The organism is Pantoea sp. X85 (assembly GCF_029623675.1).
GTDB classification, from domain to species: Bacteria; Pseudomonadota; Gammaproteobacteria; order Enterobacterales; family Enterobacteriaceae; genus Pantoea; species Pantoea leporis.
Genome location: NZ_CP121108.1, coordinates 519,067 through 544,072 on the forward strand (window position 1 = coordinate 519,067; position 25,006 = coordinate 544,072).

The following is a 25,006-nucleotide window of genomic DNA, read 5'->3' on the forward strand; positions in this document are numbered from 1 at the left end:
GGTCAAACCAATTGCTTGCGCTGGTTTGATGGCGGTATAGATAAAGACTCGCGATATTTAGCAACCGTACGTCGCGCAACCATGATGCCCTGTTCGGATAACATGGAGGTCAGTTTGCTGTCGCTCAAGGGTTTTGCGGGGTTTTCCGCCGAGATTAATTTTTTCACTAATGCACGAATCGCCGTGGAAGAGGCTTCGCCGCCGCCTTCGGTGTTGACGTGACTGGAGAAAAAATACTTCAGTTCAAAGATGCCACGCGGGCTGTGTAAATACTTTTGCGTGGTCACGCGGGAAATGGTGGATTCATGCATATCAACAGCTTGGGCGATATCCGCCAACACCATTGGACGCATGTACTCCTCACCCTGCTCAAAAAACGCCTGCTGCTGCTCAACGATACAGCGTGTCACTTTCAGCAGCGTGTCGTTGCGGCTCTCCAGGCTCTTAATCAGCCACTTGGCTTCCTGTAAGTTGCTGCGAATAAACTGGTTATCGCTTTCATTACGGCCAGCTCCGCCCATCGCCGCATACTGCTGATTGATTTTCAGGCGCGGCATGCTGTCGGAATTGAGTTCAACCGTCCAGCGCTTGCTGATTTTGCGCACCAGAACATCGGGAATGACATATTCCGGTTCGCTGGTGTTAATTGACTGGCCTGGGCGCGGATCGAGTGACTGAATCAGCAGCATCGCCTCTTTCAGCACTTCTTCCTTCAGACGGGTTACGCGCATTAGGCTGCGGAAATCATGGTTGGCCAGCAGATCGAGATGTTCGCTAACAATCAGGCGTGCTTCCGCCAGCATGGGCGTGTCGGCAGCATATTGCGACAGCTGGACTAACAGGCAATCACGCAAATCACGTGCACCGACGCCAATCGGATCGAAACGCTGCACGCGCTTGAGCACGGCTTCGACTTCTTCCAGCGCCAACTCTTCATCACCAATACTGTCATAAATGTCTTGTAAGCTGACGGTGAGATAGCCGGTGTCATCAATGGCATCAACAATTGACGTGGCAATCGCGCGATCGGTATCAGTGAACGGCGTTAACTCAACCTGCCACATCAGGTAATCCTGCAGCGATTGGGTGGTTTCGCCTTGGTAGATCGGCAGTTCGTCATCCTGGTAATCGGTGCCGGTGCCTGACGGTGTGCCTGCGGTGTAGATTTCGTCCCAGGTAGCGTCGAGCGGAAGCTCTTCAGGCATATCTTTCTGCTCAAGCGCTTCGCGCGTGTCTAACGAATCACTTTCCTGATCCTGAAATTCACGTGCGTCAACTTCTTCGTGCAGTTCGGTTTGTTCAAGCAGCGGATTGCTTTCCAGCGCCAGTTGCAGTTCTTGCTGGAGTTCAAGCGTAGAGAGTTGCAGCAAGCGAATGGCTTGCTGCAACTGTGGAGTCATCGCCAGCTGTTGGCTGAGCCTGAGTTGCAAACCTTGCTTCATAATTCGGTAAGAATTTCCTAAGCAAACGTAGGGTGTTACAACACCTTATCAGAGTCTGAACTCTTCGCCCAAATAAACACGCTTAACTTGCTCATCTACAAGAATTTCATCAGGCGTGCCATGGGCAATTAAATGTCCCTGGCTGACGATATAAGCGCGTTCACACACCGCGAGGGTTTCACGCACGTTGTGGTCGGTAATCAGCACGCCAAGGCCGCTGTCACGCAGATGCTCAATGATTTTCTTGATGTCGATAACCGAGATCGGGTCAACACCGGCAAAAGGCTCATCCAGCAGGATGAATTTCGGATTAGCCGCCAGCGCGCGGGCAATTTCCACACGACGGCGTTCACCACCCGACAGCGCCTGGCCCATGCTGTCGCGCAGATGGCCAATATGGAACTCTTCCATCAGCTCGTTGGCCCGATCCTGACGCTGTTCTTCGGTTAAATCATCACGGATCTGCAGCACAGCCATCAGGTTGTCGTACACGCTCAGGCGACGGAAGATCGAGGCTTCCTGCGGCAGATAGCCGATGCCGCGACGCGCGCGCGCATGCAGCGGCAGAATGCTGATGTCTTCATCATCAATCACGATGCGGCCGGCATCGCGCGGCACAATGCCCACCACCATGTAGAAGGTGGTGGTTTTACCGGCACCGTTTGGGCCCAGCAGGCCGACAATCTCGCCGGATTTTACCTGCAGGCTAACATCTTCCACCACGCGGCGGCCTTTGTAGGCTTTCGCCAGGTTTTCAGCGATTAGTGTAGCCATAGCAATCAGTTACTCTTTTTAGGGCTCGCGGACGAACCGTTTTTGTCCTGCAGCTGCGACGGTACCAGAACGGTAGTCACGCGCTTGCTGTCGCCCTGGCTGAACGCCTGCATCTTCTGCTCTTTCACCAGGTAAGTGATGCGGTCGCCTTTGATGTTGCTGTCCTGCTGCTGAATGAAGGCATTGCCGGTCAGCTCAACAAAATCGTTCGCCAATTCATAGTGCAGTTTACTGGCGTGGCCTTGCACCGGCTTGCCGTTATCCTGCATCTGATAGAAGGTGGCTGGCGTGCCGTAAGCATCAACAATGGTTTTTTTGCTATCGCCGCCCGGACGAGTGACCACCACTTTATCGGCGGTAATCTTGATGGAACCCTGCGTCACAATTACGTTGCCGGTAAAGGTCGCAACGTTGCCCTGCAGATCCAGCGCCTGGTTAACGGAGTCGATATTTACCGGTTTGTCTGAGTCGCCGGTTAATGCCAGCGCAGGCAGGCTCGTTGCCAGCAGCGTACTCACCAGCAATAACTTAAGGCTATTTTTGTTCATTTTGAATTTCATAGGAAGTTTTGACCTTTTCAAGCAGCTCAGCATGTTTCGTCCGTAAATTGCCGCGCATTTTCATGCCAGTGGAATTAAAACTGCGGCCAAAAAGGGTGACTTGATCGTCAGATGTCACATCCTGGGTGACCAAATTAACCTGAGCGTTATCGGTAAGGATGCGCTCAAGCTGTGAATCCTGAGTCAAAGAATTGACAACAACGTTGCCGTAAAGATAAAGCATACGATCTTTGGTCAGCTTTGCCTTATCGGCGCGCACCGACCATGTCGCCACTTTATTTACGTCATAGGTGGTCATCACCGGATTATCGAACCAACTTATCTCATCGGCAGCAAAGTAGGTCACTTTATCGGAGACCAGCTTATAGCCCAGCGCGCCTGTGGGGTTATACACCACCGTGTTCGATTTCTCGCTGGTGTAGGTTGGCGCTTGATCGTTGGTTGCCACCGGCGTTCTGTCGTCATCCTGGTTGGTGAGATTCCAGCCGATCAGCACTAAGGCGATCAAGGCCAGGATCAGCGTCATCCAACGCCTGCTCTTACTCATATTGATTGCCCTTTGGCATCCTCAAATTTGTTCTGCGCCATCAAAATCAGATCGCACAACTCACGTACCGCACCGCGGCCACCGGCAATGCGGGTCACATAATGCGCGCGCGGCAGTAAAATCGGGTGAGCATCAGCAACGGCAACGCTCAAACCCGCCTGCGCCATTACCGGCCAGTCGATCAGGTCATCGCCAATGTAGGCGACCTGATCGGCCGTTAATGACAGTTTATCCAGGAGTTCCCGCCAGGCCAAAAGCTTATCCGATTGTCCCTGGTAAAGATGCGTAATGCCGAGCGTCTTACAGCGATCTTCCAGCAGTTTTGCTTTGCGGCCGGTAATAATAGCCACTTCGACGCCGGAGGTCAGCAGGCAACGCACGCCATAACCATCACGCACGTTAAAAGCTTTCAGCTCTTCACCGCTGTTGCCCATATAAATGACGCCATCGGACATCACGCCATCAACGTCACAAATCAGCAGGCGAATCTTCGCAGCACGCGCCATGACGTCCGCGCTCACCGGACCGTAGCAAGTCTCGACCATCGCCGTTTCAGCACTCATTATTTCTTCCTGTTAGACCACGCCAGCGCGCAGCATGTCATGCATATGTACCACACCGAGCAGGCGATCGTCATCGGCCACCAGCAGGGCGGTGATGTTTTTGTTTTGCATCAAATTAAGGGCGTCAACGGCCAGCATATTGGGGCGCACGCGAATGCCGCCGCTGGTCATCACTTCCTGAATGGTGGCTTTCTGGAAATCGATGCCCATATCAAACACGCGACGCAAGTCACCATCGGTGAAGATGCCTTCGATTTTCATTAGGTCATCGACGATCACCGTCAAACCGAGATTCTTACGGGTAATTTCCAGCAGCGCATCCCGCATCGACGCATCACGGCTAACGTGAGGAATTTCATCGCCGCTGTGCATGATATCGCTGACGTGCAGCAGCAGTTTGCGGCCCAGCGCACCGCCGGGATGCGACAGCGCAAAATCTTCCTGGGTAAATCCGCGCGCTTCCAATAACGCCACGGCCAGCGCATCGCCCATCACTAAAGTCGCGGTGGTGCTGGTGGTTGGTGCCAGGCCGAGCGGACAAGCTTCCTGCGGCACTTTCACGCACAGATGCACATCTGCAGCGCGGCCCATCGCGCTCTCAGGACGGCCGGTGATACAAATCAGCTGCACTTTCTGGCGCTTTAACACCGGCACCAACGCAAGGATTTCGCCGGATTCACCGCTGTTAGAAATCGCGATCACCACATCATTGGTGCTGACCATGCCGAGATCGCCGTGGCTGGCTTCGCCGGGATGCACAAAGAACGAAGGTGTACCGGTGCTGGCAAAAGTCGCGGCCATTTTTTTACCGATATGCCCGGATTTGCCCATGCCCATCACTACCACTTTGCCGCGGCAGGCAAAGATCATCGCGCAGGCGCGATCGAAATCATCATTGATATATTGATCAAGCTGCTCCAGCCCTTCGCGTTCGATGCGCAGCACCGCTTTGCCTGCTTGTTGAAAATCGAAATCCGGTTGCTGATGTGACATGGTCAGTCCGTCCTTAATAGCTTGTGATAAGCATGGGGCTCAGCCATAACCACAGCACCCACGCGATAAAACCACCTAATAATAGTGTGCCTGCGATACGACCAATACGGCGTTTGCGCAGCAGGCAGAGCAGGGCGAACAGTACGCTCACTGCCAGCATCACCCAGTAATCACGTGCGAAGGCATGCGCATCAACGCTGCCGGGATGAATCAGCGCCGGCAGGCCGAGAACAATCGCCAGATTGAAAATATTGGCGCCGATCAGGTTACCAATCGCGATATCGTCCTCACCTTTCAGCGCGCCAGCCACCACGGTGGCCAGTTCGGGCAAGCTGGTGCCGACGGCGATCAGCGTCAGGCCCATCACCAGTTCGCTCACACCAAAGTAGTCGGCAAAGACGGTGGCGTTGTCGATCACCATACGCGTCGACATCGGCAAAATAATCAGTGCAACCGCCAGCCACAGAAAGGCCACGGTGTTACCGGCCTCATCGCGCGGCAGCTCCGCCAGCTGTTCGCGGGTTAGCGTGTCGTTATTATCGCGTTCAGCACGGCGAGCAATGCGAATCACCACCAGCAGATAACTCAATGCAATCAGCAGTAACGCGATGCCGTCGAGTCGACTTAAATAGTTATCAAACAGCATGATGCCGCAGAGCAGTGAGACTAGCAGCATTAATGGCAATTCGCGCCGAATCAGATTGGAGTGTACTGTCAATGGGTGGAGCAACGCCGCGCCGCCCAGAATTAATAGAATATTGGTGATGTTCGAGCCCAGCGCGGTGCCAACCGCTAAATCCATCTGTCCATGCTGTGCGGCCGAAAACGAGACGATCAATTCCGGTAATGATGTGCCAATGCTCACCACCGTCATACCAATGATCAGCGGTGGGATGCCAAAGGATCGACAGAGGATCGCGGCGCTAAATACCAAACGGTCGGCACCGTAAACCAGTAAAATCAATCCGATAAACAGCAAGGCAGAGGCTACGAACATTAAAAATCCTTGATGGATGGAGGTGTCGGCGAACCTTGTCCGACGGGTAAAAACATTCTGCACGCACTAACAGGCGCTGATTTTGACTGTCTGAGAGGCAAAAGTAAATTTTAAGGCCGTTTTCGCCACACTAAGTGGGTAAGTTTCTGTAAAACTATCGTGCATTCGAGGCTACCAGGCTACCATCCACAGCTTTGATAGCGCCCGATCCGCATAAAGAGGTAAAGATGATCCAGCAGCAAACGAATCTGGTTGAGGTTCGTGGCGTCAGTTTCACGCGCGGAGATCGTACTATCTTCGACGACATCTCGTTAACGGTACCTGCCGGTAAAGTCACCGCGATTATGGGCCCATCCGGAATTGGCAAAACCACATTATTGCGTCTGATCGGTGGGCAATTACAGCCCGATAAAGGCGAGATTTGGTTCCGCGATCAAAATATCCCGACGCTTTCCCGCACCAAATTGTACGAAGCGCGTAAAAAAATGAGCATGCTGTTTCAGTCCGGCGCGCTGTTTACCGATCTCAACGTGTATGAAAACGTTGCCTGGCCGTTGCGTGAACATACGCAGCTGCCGCCAGAGCTGTTGCACAGCACCGTATTGATGAAGCTGGAAGCGGTGGGTTTGCGTGGAGCCGCTAAACTAATGCCTGCCGAACTTTCTGGCGGTATGGCCCGCCGTGCGGCGCTGGCGCGTGCTATCGCGCTGGAACCCGAACTGATCATGTTCGATGAGCCTTTTGTCGGCCAGGATCCGATTACCATGGGCGTGCTGGTGAAGTTAATTGACGAACTGAATCATGCTCTGGGCCTGACCTGCATCGTGGTTTCACACGATGTGCCTGAGGTCTTGAGCATTGCCGATCATGCCTATATTGTTGCCGGACAAAAAATCATTGCTCAGGGTAGCGCGCCGGAACTGCGAGAAAATCCCGATCCGCGTGTGCGCCAGTTTATCGAGGGTCATGCGGATGGTCCGGTGCCTTTCCGCTTTGCCGCTGGCGATTATCTCAGCGACTTGACCCGCTCAGGGAGAACGTAAACTGATGTTGTTACAGGCGCTAGCGTCATTTGGACGTCAGGGAATCAATACCTGTGCCGCTTTTGGCCGCGCAGGCCTCATGTTATTTCATGCGTTAGTCGGTAAGCCGGCGTTTCGTCGCCATGCGCCGCTGCTGGTGAAACAGCTGTATAGCGTGGGCGTGTTATCGTTACTGATCATCGTGGTATCTGGCTTGTTTATTGGCATGGTGCTGGGTCTGCAAGGCTATCTGGTGCTCACCACTTACAATGCGGAAACCAGCCTTGGCATGCTGGTGGCGCTCTCGCTGCTGCGTGAGCTCGGTCCGGTCGTCACGGCGTTGCTGTTTGCAGGCCGTGCGGGTTCAGCGTTAACCGCTGAAATCGGGCTGATGAAAGCCACCGAACAGCTCTCCAGCATGGAGATGATGGCCGTCGATCCGCTACGTCGCGTGGTATCACCGCGCTTCTGGGCAGGATTTATCAGCATGCCGTTGCTGGCGTTGATCTTTACCGCCGTTGGTATTGCCGGTGGCGCGCTGGTTGGCGTGAGCTGGAAAGGGATCGATCCCGGTTTCTTCTGGTCGGCGATGCAGAACGCGGTAGATTTCCGCACTGATGTCGTTAACTGCATGATCAAAAGCGCAGTCTTTGCCGTCACGGTAACCTGGATTGCGCTCTTTAATGGCTATGATGCCATCCCGACCTCGGAAGGGATCAGTCGTGCGACAACGCGTACCGTGGTGCATGCTTCACTGGCGGTACTCGGTTTGGATTTTGTGCTGACAGCACTGATGTTTGGGAATTGATGCAATGCAAAGCAAGAAAAACGAAATCTGGGTTGGCGTCTTCATGCTGGCTGCGCTGCTGGCGCTGTTATTCCTCGGCCTGCGCGTTGCCGATCTCAAAACTATCGGCACCGAACCAACGTGGAAGATGTATGCCACCTTCGATAATATCGGCGGACTGAAAGTCAGTTCTCCGGTGAAAATTGGCGGCGTGTTGATTGGCCGGGTGTCAGATATTGCGCTGGATGAGAAAACCCTCTCACCGCGTGTGACCATGGATATTAGCGATAAATACGCTGATAAAATTCCCGACACCAGCTCATTAGCCATCCGCACTCAAGGCCTGCTCGGTGAGCAGTTCCTGGCGCTGAATTTAGGTTTTGACGATCCCGAGCTTGGCTCTTCTATGCTGAAAGATGGCGGCACGCTGCGTGACACCAAGTCGGCGCTGGTGCTGGAAGACCTGATCGGTCAATTCCTCTATAAAAGCGGCGATAACAAATCTGACGATAAATCACAGGGTGCGCAGAGTGCACCGGCAGCACCTGCAACAACGGAATAACCTACGAGGTAAAACATGATGTTTAAACGTTTACTGATGATTGCCCTGTTGGCAATCGCACCGCTGGCAGCCAACGCCGCAGCGGATCAAACTAATCCTTACAAGCTAATGAACGAAGCGGCGGAAAAGACCTTCACCCGCCTGAAAAACGAACAGCCGAAGATTAAGCAGGATCCGAACTATCTGCGCGAAGTGGTACGTCAGGAACTGATGCCGTACGTACAGATAAAATATGCCGGTGCGTTGGTTCTTGGTCGCTATTATCGCGATGCGACACCGGCGCAACGTGATGCCTACTTTGCCGCGTTCGGTGATTATCTGGCACAGGCTTACGGCCAGGCGCTGGCGCTGTACAACGGTCAAACCTACCAGATTCAGCCGGAGCAGCCGATTGGCGATGCCAATATCGTGGCGATTCGCGTCACCATCATCGATCCTAATGGGCGTCCGCCTGTGCGTCTCGATTTCCAGTGGCGTAAGAACAGCCAAACTGGCAACTGGCAGGCGTATGATATGGTGGCCGAAGGCATCAGCATGATCACCACGAAACAGAATGAGTGGGGCGATCTGCTGCGTACCAAAGGCATTGATGGCTTGACGGCTCAGCTGAAAACCTATGCCGCACAGCCGATCACCCTGGATAAAAAGCAATAATGAGTGAACCGTTAAGCTGGCAGCGCACTGCCAGTACGCTGGCCTTAAGCGGCAAATTAGATCGTGATACTTTGCTGACCTTGTGGCAGGAACGTAACACTGCGGTGGCGGATATCACCACCATTGATGTCGCCGGGCTGGAAAGGGTGGATTCAGCGGGTTTAGCGCTATTGGTGCATCTGCGTGAAATTGCGCGTGCTCAAGGCAGCGCACCACTTTTCTCTGGGATCTCCGATAAACTCCAGTCACTGATCACGCTGTATAACCTGCAGCAGATTATTGTTTCTGCGGAAAAAATCGCCTGATCGAATGATGTCGATGCTAAGCCCCTGATTTTTTCAGGGGCTTTTGCGTATTTAAGAGTCAGGCGCTTTCCTCTAAGATGTCTGCCTTATTATTATTAAGCGAAGTAACGAGCGATGGAAAATAGTGAAGTTCAGGCCGTGCTGATGCAGGCGCTGGCATTAGAAGAAGTACACGTACTCAGCAACGATGGCAGCCATTTTCAGGTCATCGCGGTGGGCGAAATGTTCGGCGAACTGAGCCGCGTGAAGAAGCAGCAGGCTGTGTACGCGCCGCTGATGGAATATATTGCGGATAACCGTATTCATGCGGTTTCCATCAAAACTTATACCCCAGCCGAGTGGGCGCGCGACCGTAAACTCAACGGTTTCTAAGTGCCTCACCGGTTGTTTTATTGATAGATAATTGAGAGCGGTGTTAATGGACAAATTTCGTGTGCAAGGCCCCACCCGTTTAAGTGGTGAAGTGACCATTTCCGGGGCGAAGAATGCTGCGTTGCCGATTCTGTTTGCTGCGCTGCTGGCTGAAGAGCCGGTAGAGATTCAGAACGTACCGAAGCTGCGTGATATCGATACCACCATGAAGCTGCTGAATCTGCTGGGTGCGCGCGTTGAGCGCAATGGTTCGGTCCACGTTGATGCTCGCGAAGTTAATGTTTTCAGTGCGCCATACGATTTAGTGAAAACCATGCGTGCTTCGATTTGGGCGCTGGGTCCGCTGGTGGCGCGTTTTGGTCAGGGCCAGGTTTCACTGCCGGGCGGCTGCGCTATCGGTGCACGCCCGGTCGATCTGCACATTACTGGCCTGGAACAGCTGGGTGCGGAAATTAAGCTGGAAGAGGGCTACGTTAAAGCTTCTGTCAATGGCCGTCTGAAGGGCGCGCATATCGTGATGGATAAAGTGTCTGTCGGCGCTACCGTTACCATCATGAGCGCGGCCACGCTGGCCACCGGCATCACCATCATTGAGAACGCCGCGCGTGAGCCGGAGATTGTCGATACGGCAAACTTCCTCAACACGTTGGGTGCGAAAATCACCGGCGCGGGCACAGACAAAATTACCATTGAAGGTGTTGAGCGTCTGGGCGGCGGCGTTTATCGCGTGCTGCCAGATCGTATCGAAACCGGTACTTTCCTGGTCGCAGCAGCCATTTCACGGGGCAAAGTTGTTTGCCACAACACGAAGCCAGATACGCTGGATGCCGTGCTGTCTAAATTGCGTGAGGCTGGTGCAGAGATCGAAGTGGGCGAAGATTGGATCAGCCTGGATATGCACGGTAAGCGTCCAAAAGCGGTGAATATCCGTACCGCGCCGCATCCTGGCTTCCCTACTGACATGCAGGCGCAGTTCACACTGTTGAACCTGGTGGCAGAAGGAACCGGTGTGATTACCGAAACCATCTTCGAAAACCGCTTTATGCATATCCCTGAGCTGATTCGTATGGGCGCGCACGCGGAAATTGAGAGCAATACAGCGATTTGTCATGGCGTAGAAACCTTGTCGGGCGCGCAGGTGATGGCCACCGATCTGCGTGCATCAGCGAGTCTGGTGCTGGCGGGTTGTATCGCGGAAGGCACCACGATAGTGGATCGTATCTATCACATCGACCGTGGCTACGAGCACATCGAAGATAAGTTGAAAGCGATGGGTGCAAATATCGAGCGCGTAAGCGGCGAATAATTTCTGCTTCGTAGATCAAAAAAACCAGTCACGGCAACGCGGCTGGTTTTTTTTCATTGGTATTACAGTCAGATCTTTTTACGATCCTTCGGCGATCGTATGCACTTCTTGCGATCCAATAACTGGCCGGTAACAGGATCGTAATATCGGCTTGGCCAGATGTCTGCCGGATGAACCTTGATCGCATTGGCGATTAGCCACTCACCTTTGGGCCAGGGACGCGACAGCGCATTGGCCAGCGTTGAGGAGCTGAGCCCTGATTCGCGTGACAGCGCTGCCAGTGATGTGCCTTTCTTACGTAATGCAGCAATGATATCTGCCGGGTGCCAATCCGCTTTCCTTGTGTACATAACTCTCTTCTCCATGTCCGTGTTATTACTTCATCTCCGCTGTAAAAAGGCGCTCCCGTGGCAGAGATATCTGGAAAAAACCCGCGTTTTTATAGCAAATGTTTCCCGTAATTTTCCAGTAAATGTTTGGCTGGCGCACGAAACTGCGTCGCTTTTCGCAAAAGCGATGCAAGAGATGTAAGTAAAAAGGGAGAATAGTGAGGAAGGAAACGGGGCCAGAGAAGGCCCCGTTGAAATCAGAAATCGCGCTGTACTGACATGTGCGCCAGCGCTTCGAGGGCGCTGCGCCACGGGCTTTCGGGTAATACCTGCAGGGCTGCGATGGCTTTATCTGCCTCTTCTTCAGCGCGTTTGCGCGTCCACTCCAGCGAGCCAGTCTGTTGCATCGCTGCCAGCACCGGTTCCAGCAGATGACGACCGTTACCTTCTTCAATGGCTTTACGGATCATCTGCGCCTGCTCAAGCGTCCCGTTGTGCATCGCGTGCAGCAATGGCAGCGTCGGTTTACCTTCGCTCAGGTCATCACCGGTATTTTTGCCCAGCGTTTCGCCATCTGCGCTGTAATCCAGCAAATCATCAATTAACTGGAAAGCGGTGCCAAGGTAGCGACCATAATCCTGTAACGCCTTTTCCTGCGCGGGCGTCGCCTCAGCTAAAATCGCCGACGCTTGCGAAGCAGCTTCGAACAGGCGAGCGGTTTTGCTGTAGATCACCCGCATGTAGCTCTCTTCAGTGATATCGGGATCGTTGCAGTTCATTAACTGCAGCACTTCTCCTTCGGCGATCACGTTGACCGCTTCCGACATCAGCGCAAGGATCTTTAAGGATCCCATGCTGGTCATCATCTGGAATGAGCGCGTATAGATAAAATCGCCCACCAGCACGCTTGCCGCATTACCGAACGCGGCGTTAGCGGTGGCTTTGCCACGGCGCATATCGGATTCATCCACCACATCATCGTGCAGCAGCGTCGCCGTATGGATAAATTCGATCAGCGCCGCATTAGTGATGTGCAACGATCCCTGATAATTCAGCGCGCGTGCCGACAGCACAGCGATCATCGGACGGATGCGTTTGCCCCCGCCGCTGATGATGTAATAGCCCAACTGGTTAATCAGTGAGACTTCTGAATTCAGCTGCTCGAGGATGGTCTGGTTGACGGCCGCCATGTCCTGCGCGGTTAATTCATTAATCTGTTCTAAGTTCATTCGTCTTTTCAGCTTTACTCGTTTTTTGCATGGTAAGCGCTTTACACAGCGTGAGTTCAGGTAATCTGTTACTGATTGTACTTGAAAAATCGGGTTGCGAAACGTTTGCATTCGCCTTGCGCTTTTTTTCTGCAAGAGAGTGCAAAGTGCTCTTGTCTTCTGCTGGAGTATTGCGTAGAATTCGCGCCCTATTGTGAATATTTATCGCGCCGCCTGATGAATAGAAAGGCACGCGCAGAAGCGGAGTTTTATATGTACGCGGTTTTCCAAAGTGGTGGTAAACAACACCGAGTAAGCGAAGGTCAGACCGTTCGCCTGGAAAAGCTGGACATCGCAACCGGTGAAACCATTGAGTTTGACCAGGTTCTGATGATCGCAAATGGCGAAGACGTGAAAATCGGCGCGCCACTGGTTTCAGGCGGTGTGATCAAGGCAGAAGTTGTTGCTCACGGTCGTGGCGAGAAAATTAAAATCGTTAAGTTTCGTCGTCGTAAACACTACCGTAAGCAAGCTGGTCACCGTCAGTGGTTCACAGATGTGAAAATCACTGTGATCGGCGCGTAAGAGGAGATCTGACAAATGGCACATAAGAAGGCTGGTGGCTCGACCCGTAACGGTCGCGACTCCAACGCAAAACGTCTGGGTGTAAAACGTTTCGGTGGCGAATCTGTTCTGGCAGGTAGCATCATCGTTCGTCAGCGTGGCACCAAATTCCACGCAGGTAGCAACGTAGGTTGTGGTCGTGACCACACCCTGTTTGCCACCGCAGACGGCAAAGTAAAATTCGAGATTAAAGGCCCGAACAACCGTAAATATATCAGCATCGTTGCTGAGTAAGGTTGTCGTGCTGCAGACGTCTAACGTCTGAATACACGAATGAAAGGCCCCGCAGCTTTGCGGGGCTTTTTACATTCTGCTACTGAGCTTGCTGGATAACAGTTACGCTTTAGCACAGTTGTTGTACAATTTATGTACTCCTGGCTTTGCCAGTCTTGTATTATCCGCCGTCGGTCAGCGCAGAAGACCCTGGCGGACCCGTTTGCGGCCTGCAAGCTGCCGTGAACGACAGCGTGACGGAGAAATAAAATGAAGTTTGTAGATGAAGCGACGATCCTTGCGGTCGCGGGTGATGGCGGCAATGGTTGCGTAAGCTTCCGCCGTGAAAAATATATTCCAAGAGGCGGCCCGGATGGCGGCGACGGCGGCGACGGCGGCGACGTGTATTTGTTGGCGGATGAAAACCTCAACACCCTGATCGATTATCGCTTTGAAAAGTCTTTCCGTGCCGAACGTGGCCAGAATGGCCAAAGCCGTGATTGCACCGGTAAACGTGGTAAAGACATCATCGTTAAAGTGCCCGTTGGTACCCGCGTAATTGACCAGGGTACCGGCGAAACGCTGGGCGACATGACGCGTCATGAGCAGAAGCTGATGGTGGCGAAAGGCGGCTGGCATGGCCTTGGTAACACGCGCTTTAAATCCTCAGTTAACCGTTCCCCGCGTCAAAAAACCATGGGAACACCGGGCGAGAAGCGTGATCTGCAACTGGAACTGATGCTGCTGGCTGACGTTGGTATGTTGGGTCTGCCGAATGCCGGTAAATCGACCTTTATTCGCTCGGTATCCGCAGCGAAACCCAAAGTTGCGGATTATCCGTTCACTACGCTGGTGCCAAGCCTTGGCGTGGTGCGTATGGACAACGAAAAGAGCTTTGTTGTCGCCGACATTCCTGGCCTGATTGAAGGTGCAGCGGATGGCGCAGGTCTGGGTATTCGCTTCCTGAAGCACCTTGAGCGCTGCCGCGTGCTGTTGCACCTGATCGATCTTGCCCCTATCGATGAATCTGATCCGGTAGAAAATGCCCGCATCATTCTTGGCGAATTGGAAAAATACAGCGATAAGCTGTTCCAGAAGCCGCGCTGGTTAGTATTCAACAAATGTGACCTGCTGAGCCGAGAAGAAGCGGAAAGCCGTGCCAAAGCGGTAGTGGAAGCATTAGGCTGGGAAGAAAAATATTACCTAATCTCTGCGGCTAGCCATGATGGCGTGAAAGATCTTTGCTGGGATGTGATGAGCTTTATCATCGAAAATCCAAAAGAAGCCGAAGAAGAAGCTAAAGAGCCAGAGAAAGTGGCCTTCATGTGGGATGATTATCACCGTGAAGCCATGGAAACGGCGCAGGAAGTGGAAGAAGACGACGATTGGGATGACGACTGGGACGAAGAGGACGACGAAGGCGTCGAAATCATTTACCAGCGTTAATCGCACAAAAAAAGCGGCCCGAAGGCCGCTTTTTTTATGTCTTAACCCAGCACCGCCACCGTCAATCTCGAGGTGCAGCACAGCTGATTGCGGGCGTTACGAATCTCAATCTGCCAGCTTTGATTACGCGCACCAAGGTGCAGCGGGCGGCAAATGCCGCGCACTTCACCGCTGCTTACTGCACGATGGTGGCTGGCGCTCACCTCAATCCCCACCACGCTTTTACCTTCTTCGATGCTGAGATAACCGGCGATCGATCCCATCGACTCCGCCAGCACCACAGAAGCGCCGCCGTGCAGCAGGCCAAACGGCTGCTGCGTGCGGGCATCCACCGGCATGGTGGCTTCGAGATAATCTTCACCGATGGTGGTAAACACAATGCCAACGTGTGCCACCAGCGAGTTTTCACCCATCTTATTCAACGTTTCAACATCGACCGAACGTTTCCAGATTGCCATAACTTAGGATCCCAGCGTTGCGCCACCGTCGACCACAATATCCTGCAGCACCACGTGGCTGGCAAGATCCGACGCGAGGAACATCACGTTAGCAACGATCTCCTGCGGTTTAGCGATCTTACGCAGCGGGATCCCCAGCTTGTACTGATCCGGGAAACCATTGATCATCTCCTGCTCGGCTTCTGGCGTATGCCACAGGCTGCGTTGCATATCGGTATCGGTGGAACCCGGAGAAACGATATTGCAGCGCACGCCGTAAGGCGCCATCTCTAAACCCACGGTCAGACACAAGCTGCGCAACGCCGCTTTGGAAGCGCCATAAGCGGACATACCAAGGCGCGGCGCATGTGCCGCATTAGAGGCGATAGTCACAATCGCACCCGCACGCTGCTGGCGAAACACCGGCAAGGTTTGCTGAAACAGGTTGAACGCGCCGCCGGCATTCACCGCCAGACACGCCTGCCAATCGTCGAACGACAGTTCATCGGTGCTGCCAATACGCAGGATGCCGGCACCGTTCACCAGCACATCGAGACGTGGCTGATCTGCCAGCAAACGCTGACAAACCGCTTTCACCTCGGCGGCGTTCGCCACATCCAGCACCTGCGTGGCGAAAGGATAGTCGGCCTGATCGAAACGCAGATCGAAGCCGATAACCTGCGCGCCCGCCTGATGGAAGCTCAGCGCGGTGTGGTAACCAATCCCTTTGCCTGCGCCGGTTACCCAGACGATTTTTCCATTGAAATCGAAAGTTGCACTCATTTAGCTGGCACCCTTGATAACAGCGCCCACCAGCCATCGATGGTCGGATTTTTTGCCAGACTGACGAAATCGATGTCGCTGTGCACCTGACGCCAGCGCGCCGCCAGCGCCATCACGCGTACTGAATCCAGACCGTAATCGATCAGGTTCTCGTCATCTGCAGGCACATCGTCATCTTCCAGCAGCGGCAGAATCAGCGCACGCAGATCGTCTTTGCTCAACGGCAGCGGCATCAGGTCGGCGGTCATCACTACTTTACCGCTGCGACCTGCGGTGTAAGTCAGCGCCATCATGTGCTCTTCGCGCGTGAAGTCGGCCAGCGCATCCGCCACCATAAACGGCTGGATATTACGCATAAAGGCGTCAGTCGCGGTGGTCAGGCAACCGATGTGCGCGTACACGCCGGTGATGATCAACTGATCGCGGCCCATCTCCTGCAGGATCGATTCCAGCGGTGAGCGCACGAAGGCGCTGTATCGCCATTTGGTCAGTACCTGATCGTCCTGATCCGGCGCCAGCGCATCCACGATCTTCTGCTGATCCGGATGTTTGTTCAGGCCCGGTCCCCACATGTCGTTGAGGAGTGCGCGATCGGCATCGCTCTGTTCGTTCGGCTGAGCGGTATAGAACACCGGTATGCCCTGCGCTTTGCAGTAAGCACGCAGACGAGCGATGTTTTCCACCACCTGATTAACCAGCGGGCTGTTTTCGCCCCAGAAATTAAGGAAGTAAGCCTGCATATCGTGAATCAGCAGCGCGGCACGCTGAGGCTCAAGCGTCCACTTTACTTTATTGGTTGGCAGTTCAGTTGCTGCGGGTAGCGCATAAGCGTTCAGTTTTGGAATAGCCATTACAATCTCCGGAACAGGTCAGGCTTGCGCTTGTTGGTCGGCAAGCTGTTGACGTAAACGTTTTTTATCCACCTTGCCGACAGGCGTCAGCGGCAGAGCATCGACGCAGGTAATACGGTCAGGTAATTTGAACTCGGCCACACCCAGTTCTCGCAGGTGACGACGCAACGCCACCGCTTTGATCGGTTGGCTAGCAACGATAAAGGCGCAGCTCTTTTCACCCATCAATTCGTCGTTCATCGACACCAGCGCGGCGTGGATCACATCCGGATGGCGTTGCAGCAGATTTTCGATCTCTTCCGCGGCGATCTTCTCGCCACCGCGATTGATCTGATCCTTTTCGCGCCCTTGCACGGTGATGTAGCCCTGCGCGTCGATCTCAATCAGATCGCCCGAACAGTAAAACCCGTTAGCGTCGAAGCTGGCGGCGTTATGTTCCGGGCTCTTGTAATAGCCACGGAAGGTGTAGGGGCCGCGCGTCATCAGGCGACCGATGGTGCCGGTTGGCAGCGCGTTGCCGTGCTCGTCAGCGACCCACACTTCGTCATCTTCAGAGATCGGGCGGCCTTGCGTGGTGAGAATGATGTTCTCATCGTCGCCAAAGCGCGTGTAGTTCACCAGACCTTCGGCCATGCCGAAAACCTGCTGCAGCTGACAGCCAATTTCACGCTGAATACGTGCCGCAAGGGTTTCGCCCAGCTTGGCGCCGCCCACCTGAATGCGTTGCAGCGAAGCCAGCTGTTTATTGCTGCCCCATTCCTGAATCGCCTGTAGCCACAAACTCACCGCCGGCGGCACCAAACCGGTATCGGTGACCTGATGCTTCTCAATCAGCGGGAAGCAGAGCGTGGCGCTGGGATCGGCAGCCAGAATTACCTGACCACCGGCATAAAACACACCGAGCGAACCCGGGGAGCTCATGGCAAAGTTATGCGGCGCGGGCAGGGCGATGAGATAACGCGTATCGGCGGTCACCTGACAAATCTCATCACTGGCGCGAATGCTGTAGTAATAGTCGTTGTGGGTGCGCGGAATCAGCTTCGGCGTGCCGGTGCTGCCGCCGGAGAGCTGGAAAAACGCCACTTCATCAGCGGCGGTTGGTGTGGCGAGGTAATCACCCGCGGCTTCCGCCATCAGCGCTTCCAGCGTATTTTCCGGCTGGTTGTCATTACGCAGAATCACCTGCTGCAGCGAAGGCTGCGCGGCGCACAGCGCGTTGATAAAGCTATCATCAGCAAACAGCGTGTGAGTGCGATCGGCAATCAGCAGTTTAGGTTCGATCTGCGCCGCATAGGCGCTTAGTTCGGTGCGCTGATGGCTGAACAGCGCAAATACTGACGCTACGCCGAGCTTAAACAGCGCAAATACCGTGACATAAAAATCGGCCACGTTGCCAAGCTGCACCAGCGCAGTATCGCCATTTTGCAGGCCACGGCGCTGCAGCGCGGCGGCCAGGTTGCTGCTCAGCACGTCCATTTCGCGATAGCTGATCTGGCGATCGCCATCAATCACCGCGATGGCATCATTATGCTGATGACGCGCCAGAATGTCGGTCATAGGCACATCCAGCCAGTAACCTTTTTCGCGATAGCGCGCAGCCAGGTCGTCCGGCCAGCGAGTATAGGGAATGCTCATGTTCTTTCCTTTATTGCAGTCCAAAGGCGCGCAACATGGTGTCCAGCTTCACGCCGGTTTCACGCCATTCTGATTCGGGTTGTGAGTCGGCCACGATGCCCGCGCCGGCAAACAGGCGCACCCGCGTGCCATGCACGGTGCCGCAGCGGATGGTGACCACCCATTCGCCATTGCCCTGGCTATCGCACCAGCCGACGATGCCGCCAAATAGTTGGCGATCAAAAGGTTCCAGCTGCTGAATAAGCTGCTGCGCGCGCTGATGGGGGAAACCGCTCAACGCAGGCGTCGGGTGCAGCAGGCAGGCCAGCGACAGCGCATTTTCGCGCTCATCCTGCACTTCGCCGTCGATTTGCGTGGCGAGATGCCACAGCGTGGCGGTGGTAATCAGCGACGGAATGGTCGGCACCGACAGCAAACGGCTGCGCGGCTGCAAGGTGTCGCGCATCGCGTCGGTCACCAGTTTGTGCTCATGACGATCTTTGCCGGAATCCATCAGCGTATCGCCAGCGGCACGATCCTGCTGGGCATCGTCGTGATTGCGCCGCGCTGAGCCCGCCAGCGGACAAGAGCTAAAATCGCGCCCCTGTTTGCGCAGCATCAGCTCCGGACTGGCACCAATCAGCGCACCGCCTTGCGGCAGCGGCAGATGGAAATGGTAGCTGTTGGGGTTCTGCGCAATCACGCGCTGCATCAGCGCTGCGGTATCAACCGGCTGTTCGGTAACGATATCCATCAGACGCGACAGCACCACTTTATCCAGATCGCCGCGCTGCGTGGCCGCCACCGCATCTGCCACCATCGTGGTAAACACATCGTGATCCGGCACTGCGGTGCGACGTCGCACCTGCGGCAGATCGCTGACGTTTTCCGGCAACGCGTTTTGCAGGTCAGCGCGATTAAACGTCTGATAGGATTCAGGAATAAACAGCGCGGCGGGCTGGCTGACGTCAAACGGGATCGCCCCGACCAGAATCGGATTGTCGATGCCCTGTTTTTTCGCCGCGGCAAAATGCTGACGTAACTGTTGTTGGAAATCACCGTCCAGCGACGCGGCGTCATCTACCGGCGCGGTAACGGTGGTATAGCATCCTTGCGTTGCCAAACTACGCCATGGCGAGGTAAAGAGGAAACCACGGCTTAGCGCGGAATAATCCTTCAGCCAGGCATTTTCAAACGTGGAAGATTCCACCATAATTTTCACCTATAAATGATAAGATTATTAAGAATGATTATCATTTTTATTATGGGCCTGTAACCTACGTCGATTGGGCAAAAGTGTCAATCCATTCGCGGGATTTCAGCTGCGTTTAGCCGTAATCAGGCGCTGACGCTCAGCAGGGCAATATGCTAAAAAGTGGACCAAAACTTATGAATAAATGCGGTTTTTGGGGCATTGCAGCCCTTATAGGTGTTTTCCAGATTTTCACTAGCGTCGCTCATGCCGAACAGGGTTGGCCGCGCACCGTTCAGGGTGCCAACGGATCGATCACGCTCAATCACGCGCCGCAGCGCATTGTCTCGACCAGCGTCACGCTGACCGGATCGCTGCTGGCCATTGATGCGCCGGTGATTGCTTCCGGCGCGACTGCGCCGAACAGTCGCCTGGCCGACGATCAGGGTTTCTTCCGCCAGTGGAGCGACGTTGCCAAAAAGCAACATCTTCAACGTCTGTATATCGGTGAGCCGAATGCCGAAGCGGTTGCCGCGCAAGCGCCGGATCTGATTATCGTCAGCGCCACCGGCAACGATTCTGCCATCAAGCTCGCCGAACAGTTTTCGGCTATTGCACCGACGCTGGTGGTCAATTACGACGACAAAAGCTGGCAGGAGGTCGTCACGCAGTTAGGCCAGGCGACCGGGCATGAAGCGCAGGCGGCGCAACGTATTAAAGCTTTCGACGATCGTGAAGCGGCGCTGAAAAAAGCCATCACGCTGCCACCGCAGCCGGTCTCCGCCATGGTATGGAACGGCGGCGGACGCGCAGTCAATGTGTGGACCGCGGCTTCGGCGCAGGGCAAGCTGCTGGAACAACTTGGCTTCACCCTGGCAACGCCACCGGCGACGGTTGAGCAGGGACACAGCATGGGACAGCGCAAAGACATCATTCAGCTGTCGGGCGAAAACGTTGCCAGCGGCCTGACCGGTAAAACCTTCCTGCTGTTCGCCGCTGACGATAAAACCACGCAATCGGTGTTGAACAATCCGTTCCTTGCACAAAACGCGGCGGTGCAGGGCAAGCAGGTTTACGAGCTGGGCGTCGATTCCTTCCGTCTTGATTACTACAGCGCCAGCAATCTGCTGGCGCGTCTGGAGAAGCTGTTCGTTAAATCATGATGCCTGTTCCGTCAGCTCCGGTGCTGGCGGATGGTAACGACGTAAACGGCCCATCACCCACCACATCACGATGCCGAGCAGCGCCGCCGTAAAGCCAAATACCGCGGCGGCCTGCGGTGGCAGCAACCATGAACCCATCGCACCAATCACCGCCGCACCAATCGCATCGCCGGTCACGTTCTGCGCGGTCCACAAGCCGTTGATGCGGCCTAACAGATGATCTGGCGTTAATGCCTGAATCATCGCGTACTGCACCAGGCTGTTGATGGCGCTGAAGTAACCGAAAGCGACTAAGCAGGCTAACGCCAGCGGCAGGTTCGGCATCAGGCTAAACAAACCCAGCGCGACAAATGCTGCAATCGCACTGCCGAGCACCAGCTGTCCGGGACGCGCGGCGTGTTTCAGTTTACCGCTGGTGAACGCGCCGATAGCTGCGCCGAGCGGCACGGCGGCATACATCAGGCCAAGCTGGTCAGCGCTTACAGACCAATGCGGCGCGAGCGACGGATAGAGCACGCGCACCGCGCTGGCCAGCGTGACTAATGCGCCAATCAGCGCCACCATGCCGACAATCGGACTGGCGAAAAGAAACTGCACGCCAGCGGCGAGGGATTTCAGCGGATGTTCACGCGGTTGTGGCGGCGGCGGCAAAGTGGGCAATTTCAGCAGCGTTAACACGGTAAGTAAGGTGCCAAAGGCAGCGAGTGCGTAGTTCCACGTCACGCCGCCGTGAGCAATCACCAAACCGGCAATCGCGGGCGATAAAATGGAGCCGAAGCGCACCGTCAACATGGTGATAGCGCCCGCCTGCATAATGTTTTCCCTACCGACCAGCGCGGGCGTCGCCGCCAGCAGCGCGGTGACGCCAATCGCGCCGAAAAAACCATCCCAGAAACCCAGCAGATAAACCGCGATCAGAGAGGGTTCTGGCAGCGCGGCGTTAATGGCCAGCGCGATAAAACCTAAGCCGCAGGTGGATCGGGCAAACAAAATCAGCTTTTTGCGTTCATAGCGATCCGCCAAAACGCCGCCGGTGAGCAGGCCGATAAACATGCCGGCAGCGGCCAGCGTCACCGCCAAGCCCACCAGCAGCGGTGAATGGGTCATGTGCTGAATCTGCACCGGCACCGCCACAGCGAGCATGCCGAGCGCGACAATCGAGATAAAACGCGCGATAAACACCGCGCGAAAAGCCGGGTGAGTTTTCAGCAGCGAGAGATCGATAAAGTGGGAAGATTTGTTCATGTGTTCGCCTTATTGCACCAATTTTCCTCATCGTCCGCGAGGCGAGTCATGGTAACATAGCTAAACGCGAGTAATAACGATAACCATTATCAAGTTACATCGCGCATGCGACGACGTTGAACAGTGAAGGTTTAGAACGCTATGCGCCAGATTCGTGCATTAGCAGGCTCAGGGATTCTGCTCTTGCTCCTCATCGCGCTCAGCTTAATGCTGGGGGCAAAATCAATACCGCTTCCCGATGTTTATCATTCGCTTACCACCTCCTGTCACAGCGCGGAGTGCGTCATTGTGCGTGATGCGCGCCTGCCGCGTACGCTGGCCGGTTTGCTGGCGGGCGTGGCGCTCGGCCTCGCCGGTGCGTTGATGCAGAGCCTGACGCGCAATCCGCTGGCCGATCCCGGCATTCTTGGCGTCAACGCCGGAGCGGGTTTCGCGGTGGTAATTGGCATTGCGCTGTTCGGTGCTGACTCGCCGGTGGATTGGCTCGGCTTCGCCTTTGGCGGCGCGCTGCTGGCGTCCGTGCTGGTGGCGATGACCGGCGCGATTGGCGGCGGGCGCGTCAATCCGGTGCGTCTGACGCTGGCCGGCGTGGCGCTGGGCGCGGTGCTGGAAGGATTAACCTCTGGCCTGTCGCTGCTCAATCCCGATATTTACGATCATCTGCGCTTCTGGCACAGCGGCTCGCTGGATATTCGCAATTTCACTACGCTGCGCACGCTGTTCCCGGCGGTGCTGCTCGGCAGTGTGGTCGCCATTGCGCTATCGCAGGCGCTGAACAGTTTGAGTATGGGCGGCGACATGGCGACCGCGCTCGGCACGCGGGTGGCGCGCACCCAACTGCTGGGCCTGCTGGCGATTGCGCTGCTGTGCGGCGCAGCCACGGCAGCGGTGGGCCCGATTGCCTTTGTCGGTTTGATGACGCCGCACTTTGCCCGCTGGCTGGTGGGCAACGATCACCGCTGGATGCTGCCTGCGACGGCGCTGATCACGCCGATTTTGCTGCTCGCCGCCGATATCCTTGGCCGCCTGCTGGTGGCGGGCGAGCTGCGGGTTTCCATCGTCACGGCGATGCTCGGTGCGCCGATGCTGATTGTGCTGGTGCGCCGTAAATTGGGCCGGGGGGCACTATGACGCGTCGTGTCGGGTTACATACGCTGTGGCTGCTGTGCGCCTGCGCTCTGCTGGCTTATCTGGCGATGACGCGCGGTGCATTGCCGATCAGCGGTGATCAAATCTGGCAAATTCTGCTCGGGCAGGGCGCCAGCAACGTCAAACTGATCGTGCTGGAATGGCGCTTGCCGCGCGTGCTAATGGCGCTGCTGATTGGTGCGGCGTTAGGCATCAGCGGCGCGATTTTCCAGTCGCTGCTGCGTAATCCGCTTGGCAGCCCGGACATTCTCGGTTTCAACACCGGCGCATACAGCGGCGTGCTGGTGGCGCTGGTGCTGTTTAATCAAAGCGTCACGGCGATGACCGGCGCAGCGTTGATTGGCGGCATCGCCACGGCGGCGCTGGTCTATCTGTTTGCCTGGCGCAACGGCGTAGAGACCTTCCGGCTGATTATCGTCGGCATCAGCGTGCGCGCGCTGCTGATGGCGTTGAATTCCTGGCTGATTATCAGCGCCTCGCTGGAGTCGGCGCTGAGTGCGGGTTTGTGGAGCGCCGGATCGCTCAACGGCATTACCTGGGCGAAAACGCCGCCGGTGATTGCGGTGCTGCTGCTGGCGTTACTGTTGATGGCGCTGCTGGCGCGGCGGATGCGTTTGCTGGAGATGGGCGACGATACCGCCTGCGCGCTTGGCGTGCCGGTGGAGCGCAGCCGCATGTGGCTGATGCTGATTGGCGTGGTGCTCACGGCGGCGTCAACCGCGCTGGTCGGGCCGATTTCGTTTGTCGCGCTGCTGGCGCCGCAGATTGCCCGGCGTCTCGGCGGCGGCGTCAAAGGTGCCTTGCCGCTGGCGGCGCTGTGCGGTGCGCTGTTATTGATTGCTGCAGACTTCGCCGCACAGCATCTGTTCCTGCCATATCAATTACCGGTTGGCGTGATAACCGTCATTCTCGGTGGACTTTATCTGATCGCTTTACTGGTGCGGGAGGCGCGACGCCAATGACCGATATCCCTTCACGTCTGCGCGGCGATAGCCTAACGCTGAGCTATGACAAAAAGGTGGTGGCAGAGAATCTGTCAGTGACGATTCCGCAAGGTGAGCTGACGGTGATTATCGGCCCTAACGCCTGCGGAAAATCGACGCTGCTGCGCACGTTGAGTCGCCTGCATACGCCGTTAAAAGGTGAGGTGTTGCTGGATGGCGCGGCCATTGCCAGCTATCCCACCAAAGAAGTGGCGAGGCGTTTGGGTCTGCTGCCGCAAAGTTCCAACGCGCCGGCGGGCATCAGCGTCACCGAGCTGGTGGCGCGCGGACGTTATCCGCATCAGGCGCTGTTTGGTCGCTGGCGTGCGGAAGATGAAGCGGCGGTGCAGAACGCGATGCGCGCCACCGGCGTGGCCGATTTGGCCCAGCAGTCGGTGGATACGTTATCGGGCGGTCAGCGTCAGCGCGTGTGGATTGCCATGGTGCTGGCGCAGGAAACGCCGCTGCTGCTGCTGGATGAACCGACCACCTGGCTGGATATCACCCATCAAATTGAGCTGCTGGAATTGATGCAGGAGCTGAATCAACAGCATGGGCGAACGCTGGTGGTGGTGCTGCACGATCTTAATCACGCTTGTCGCTATGCCACGCATTTGATTGCGATGCGTGACGGCAGGATTGTTGCCGAAGGGAAGCCGTCGGAGATTGTGACGCCCGCGTTGATCGAGCAGGTGTATGGCTTGCGCTGCGTGATTGTGGACGATCCGGTGGCGCATACGCCAATGATTGTGCCGCTGGGGCGCGGGGGATAATTAAACACGGTGCGCGCGGGCCCTCATCCCAGCCTTCTCCCGCTTGCGGGAGCAGGGGCCGACCCAGCTTGTATGTTACACCCGTTACCACACCTAAACATTCCCTCTCCCG

29 protein-coding genes are annotated in these 25,006 nt (G+C 55.6%); 14 read left to right on the plus strand and 15 right to left on the minus strand.

Features of this window, described 5'->3' with window-relative positions:
- Positions 1–2: 2 nt before the first annotated feature.
- The 7 genes from rpoN to P6287_RS02340 are packed head-to-tail and all read right to left on the minus strand — an operon-like array spanning position 3 to position 5,876.
- Positions 3–1,442 (minus strand): RNA polymerase factor sigma-54, encoded by a 1,440-nt coding sequence (gene rpoN, locus P6287_RS02310; RefSeq protein ID WP_101762282.1) that lies wholly within the window; start codon positions 1,440–1,442, stop codon positions 3–5.
- Between the two features lie 48 nt (positions 1,443–1,490).
- Positions 1,491–2,216, minus strand: coding sequence for an LPS export ABC transporter ATP-binding protein (gene lptB, locus P6287_RS02315; protein WP_008104371.1), 726 nt, complete (start codon positions 2,214–2,216; stop codon positions 1,491–1,493).
- A gap of 5 nt (positions 2,217–2,221) precedes the next feature.
- A complete protein-coding gene (lptA, locus tag P6287_RS02320; RefSeq protein WP_036648348.1) occupies positions 2,222–2,776 on the minus strand; it encodes a lipopolysaccharide ABC transporter substrate-binding protein LptA in 555 nt (184 codons plus the stop codon).
- Positions 2,751–3,323 (minus strand): LPS export ABC transporter periplasmic protein LptC, encoded by a 573-nt coding sequence (gene lptC, locus P6287_RS02325; protein ID WP_101762281.1) that lies wholly within the window; start codon positions 3,321–3,323, stop codon positions 2,751–2,753. Before lptC ends, lptA begins: the two co-directional genes overlap by 26 nt.
- Positions 3,320–3,886 (minus strand): 3-deoxy-manno-octulosonate-8-phosphatase KdsC, encoded by a 567-nt coding sequence (gene kdsC / locus P6287_RS02330; protein WP_101762280.1) that lies wholly within the window; start codon positions 3,884–3,886, stop codon positions 3,320–3,322. Before kdsC ends, lptC begins: the two co-directional genes overlap by 4 nt.
- 12 nt (positions 3,887–3,898) lie before the next feature.
- Complete coding sequence (gene kdsD / locus P6287_RS02335; protein ID WP_110868082.1) at positions 3,899–4,879, minus strand: arabinose-5-phosphate isomerase KdsD; 981 nt, start codon at positions 4,877–4,879, stop codon at positions 3,899–3,901.
- A 13-nt stretch (positions 4,880–4,892) separates the two neighbouring features.
- Positions 4,893–5,876 carry a calcium/sodium antiporter gene (locus tag P6287_RS02340; protein WP_277974440.1) on the minus strand — a complete coding sequence of 328 codons (984 nt, stop codon included), beginning with the start codon at positions 5,874–5,876 and terminating at the stop codon, positions 4,893–4,895.
- Positions 5,877–6,103: 227 nt separating this feature from the next.
- On the opposite strand from P6287_RS02340, the gene mlaF reads away from it, so the two are divergent.
- The 7 genes from mlaF (at position 6,104) to murA (ending at position 10,884) form a co-directional block, all read left to right on the plus strand.
- Positions 6,104–6,919: a phospholipid ABC transporter ATP-binding protein MlaF gene (mlaF, locus tag P6287_RS02345; RefSeq protein WP_008104360.1), complete on the plus strand. Its 816-nt coding sequence runs from the start codon at positions 6,104–6,106 to the stop codon at positions 6,917–6,919.
- A gap of 4 nt (positions 6,920–6,923) precedes the next feature.
- Positions 6,924–7,706: a lipid asymmetry maintenance ABC transporter permease subunit MlaE gene (gene mlaE / locus P6287_RS02350; RefSeq protein ID WP_007886633.1), complete on the plus strand. Its 783-nt coding sequence runs from the start codon at positions 6,924–6,926 to the stop codon at positions 7,704–7,706.
- A gap of 4 nt (positions 7,707–7,710) precedes the next feature.
- Entirely contained in the window at positions 7,711–8,247 is a 537-nt protein-coding gene (gene mlaD, locus P6287_RS02355) for an outer membrane lipid asymmetry maintenance protein MlaD (RefSeq protein ID WP_137385047.1), read from the plus strand.
- An 18-nt stretch (positions 8,248–8,265) separates the two neighbouring features.
- Positions 8,266–8,901, plus strand: coding sequence for a phospholipid-binding protein MlaC (mlaC, locus tag P6287_RS02360; RefSeq protein ID WP_101762276.1), 636 nt, complete (start codon positions 8,266–8,268; stop codon positions 8,899–8,901).
- On the plus strand, positions 8,901–9,206 hold the full coding sequence (gene mlaB, locus P6287_RS02365; protein WP_277974441.1) for a lipid asymmetry maintenance protein MlaB: 306 nt from the start codon (positions 8,901–8,903) through the stop codon (positions 9,204–9,206). Before mlaC ends, mlaB begins: the two co-directional genes overlap by 1 nt.
- A 114-nt stretch (positions 9,207–9,320) precedes the next feature.
- On the plus strand, positions 9,321–9,578 hold the full coding sequence (ibaG, locus tag P6287_RS02370) for a BolA family iron metabolism protein IbaG (RefSeq protein WP_008104351.1): 258 nt from the start codon (positions 9,321–9,323) through the stop codon (positions 9,576–9,578).
- A gap of 46 nt (positions 9,579–9,624) precedes the next feature.
- Positions 9,625–10,884 carry a UDP-N-acetylglucosamine 1-carboxyvinyltransferase gene (gene murA / locus P6287_RS02375; protein ID WP_110868080.1) on the plus strand — a complete coding sequence of 420 codons (1,260 nt, stop codon included), beginning with the start codon at positions 9,625–9,627 and terminating at the stop codon, positions 10,882–10,884.
- A gap of 68 nt (positions 10,885–10,952) precedes the next feature.
- On the opposite strand, the gene P6287_RS02380 is transcribed toward murA, so the two are convergent.
- Positions 10,953–11,234, minus strand: coding sequence for a helix-turn-helix domain-containing protein (locus P6287_RS02380; RefSeq protein ID WP_101762273.1), 282 nt, complete (start codon positions 11,232–11,234; stop codon positions 10,953–10,955).
- A gap of 236 nt (positions 11,235–11,470) precedes the next feature.
- Positions 11,471–12,442 (minus strand): octaprenyl diphosphate synthase, encoded by a 972-nt coding sequence (gene ispB, locus P6287_RS02385; protein ID WP_101762272.1) that lies wholly within the window; start codon positions 12,440–12,442, stop codon positions 11,471–11,473.
- Between the two features lie 252 nt (positions 12,443–12,694).
- On the opposite strand from ispB, the gene rplU reads away from it, so the two are divergent.
- The 3 genes from rplU (at position 12,695) to cgtA (ending at position 14,704) form a co-directional block, all read left to right on the plus strand.
- Complete coding sequence (gene rplU, locus P6287_RS02390) at positions 12,695–13,006, plus strand: 50S ribosomal protein L21 (protein WP_007886644.1); 312 nt, start codon at positions 12,695–12,697, stop codon at positions 13,004–13,006.
- A 15-nt stretch (positions 13,007–13,021) separates the two neighbouring features.
- Positions 13,022–13,279 (plus strand): 50S ribosomal protein L27, encoded by a 258-nt coding sequence (gene rpmA, locus P6287_RS02395; protein ID WP_007886647.1) that lies wholly within the window; start codon positions 13,022–13,024, stop codon positions 13,277–13,279.
- A gap of 249 nt (positions 13,280–13,528) precedes the next feature.
- The gene (gene cgtA, locus P6287_RS02400) at positions 13,529–14,704 is read left to right on the plus strand and encodes an Obg family GTPase CgtA (RefSeq protein ID WP_008104343.1); all 1,176 of its coding nucleotides are present in this window, start codon (positions 13,529–13,531) and stop codon (positions 14,702–14,704) included.
- Positions 14,705–14,745: 41 nt separating this feature from the next.
- Here the strand turns inward: cgtA and P6287_RS02405 are convergent, their stop codons facing one another.
- The 5 genes from P6287_RS02405 to P6287_RS02425 are packed head-to-tail and all read right to left on the minus strand — an operon-like array spanning position 14,746 to position 19,602.
- Positions 14,746–15,162 carry a hotdog fold thioesterase gene (locus P6287_RS02405; RefSeq protein WP_137385048.1) on the minus strand — a complete coding sequence of 139 codons (417 nt, stop codon included), beginning with the start codon at positions 15,160–15,162 and terminating at the stop codon, positions 14,746–14,748.
- 3 nt (positions 15,163–15,165) lie between these two features.
- Positions 15,166–15,924, minus strand: a complete 759-nt coding sequence (dhbA, locus tag P6287_RS02410) for a 2,3-dihydro-2,3-dihydroxybenzoate dehydrogenase (protein WP_277974442.1) — start codon at positions 15,922–15,924, stop codon at positions 15,166–15,168.
- Positions 15,921–16,775 carry an isochorismatase gene (locus tag P6287_RS02415; protein WP_192235878.1) on the minus strand — a complete coding sequence of 285 codons (855 nt, stop codon included), beginning with the start codon at positions 16,773–16,775 and terminating at the stop codon, positions 15,921–15,923. The genes dhbA and P6287_RS02415 overlap by 4 nt, the downstream gene beginning before the upstream one ends.
- Positions 16,776–16,793: 18 nt before the next feature.
- Complete coding sequence (locus P6287_RS02420; protein ID WP_192412535.1) at positions 16,794–18,410, minus strand: (2,3-dihydroxybenzoyl)adenylate synthase; 1,617 nt, start codon at positions 18,408–18,410, stop codon at positions 16,794–16,796.
- A 10-nt stretch (positions 18,411–18,420) separates the two neighbouring features.
- Entirely contained in the window at positions 18,421–19,602 is a 1,182-nt protein-coding gene (locus P6287_RS02425; RefSeq protein ID WP_137385051.1) for an isochorismate synthase, read from the minus strand.
- 176 nt (positions 19,603–19,778) lie between these two features.
- Here P6287_RS02425 and fepB point away from each other — a divergent pair, with 176 nt between their 5' ends.
- On the plus strand, positions 19,779–20,744 hold the full coding sequence (fepB, locus tag P6287_RS02430; protein WP_210080947.1) for a Fe2+-enterobactin ABC transporter substrate-binding protein: 966 nt from the start codon (positions 19,779–19,781) through the stop codon (positions 20,742–20,744).
- Here the strand turns inward: fepB and entS are convergent.
- Entirely contained in the window at positions 20,739–21,989 is a 1,251-nt protein-coding gene (gene entS / locus P6287_RS02435; protein ID WP_277974443.1) for an enterobactin transporter EntS, read from the minus strand. The two genes, fepB and entS, sit on opposite strands and share 6 nt — an antisense overlap.
- Before the next feature lie 141 nt (positions 21,990–22,130).
- Between entS and fepD the strand changes: the two genes are divergently transcribed.
- The 3 genes from fepD to P6287_RS02450 are packed head-to-tail and all read left to right on the plus strand — an operon-like array spanning position 22,131 to position 24,894.
- Positions 22,131–23,120, plus strand: a complete 990-nt coding sequence (fepD, locus tag P6287_RS02440) for a Fe(3+)-siderophore ABC transporter permease (protein ID WP_101762264.1) — start codon at positions 22,131–22,133, stop codon at positions 23,118–23,120.
- On the plus strand, positions 23,117–24,100 hold the full coding sequence (fepG, locus tag P6287_RS02445) for an iron-enterobactin ABC transporter permease (protein ID WP_277974444.1): 984 nt from the start codon (positions 23,117–23,119) through the stop codon (positions 24,098–24,100). Before fepD ends, fepG begins: the two co-directional genes overlap by 4 nt.
- Positions 24,097–24,894, plus strand: coding sequence for an ATP-binding cassette domain-containing protein (locus P6287_RS02450; RefSeq protein WP_192412514.1), 798 nt, complete (start codon positions 24,097–24,099; stop codon positions 24,892–24,894). The genes fepG and P6287_RS02450 overlap by 4 nt, the downstream gene beginning before the upstream one ends.
- The last annotated feature ends 112 nt before the right edge of the window (positions 24,895–25,006 follow it).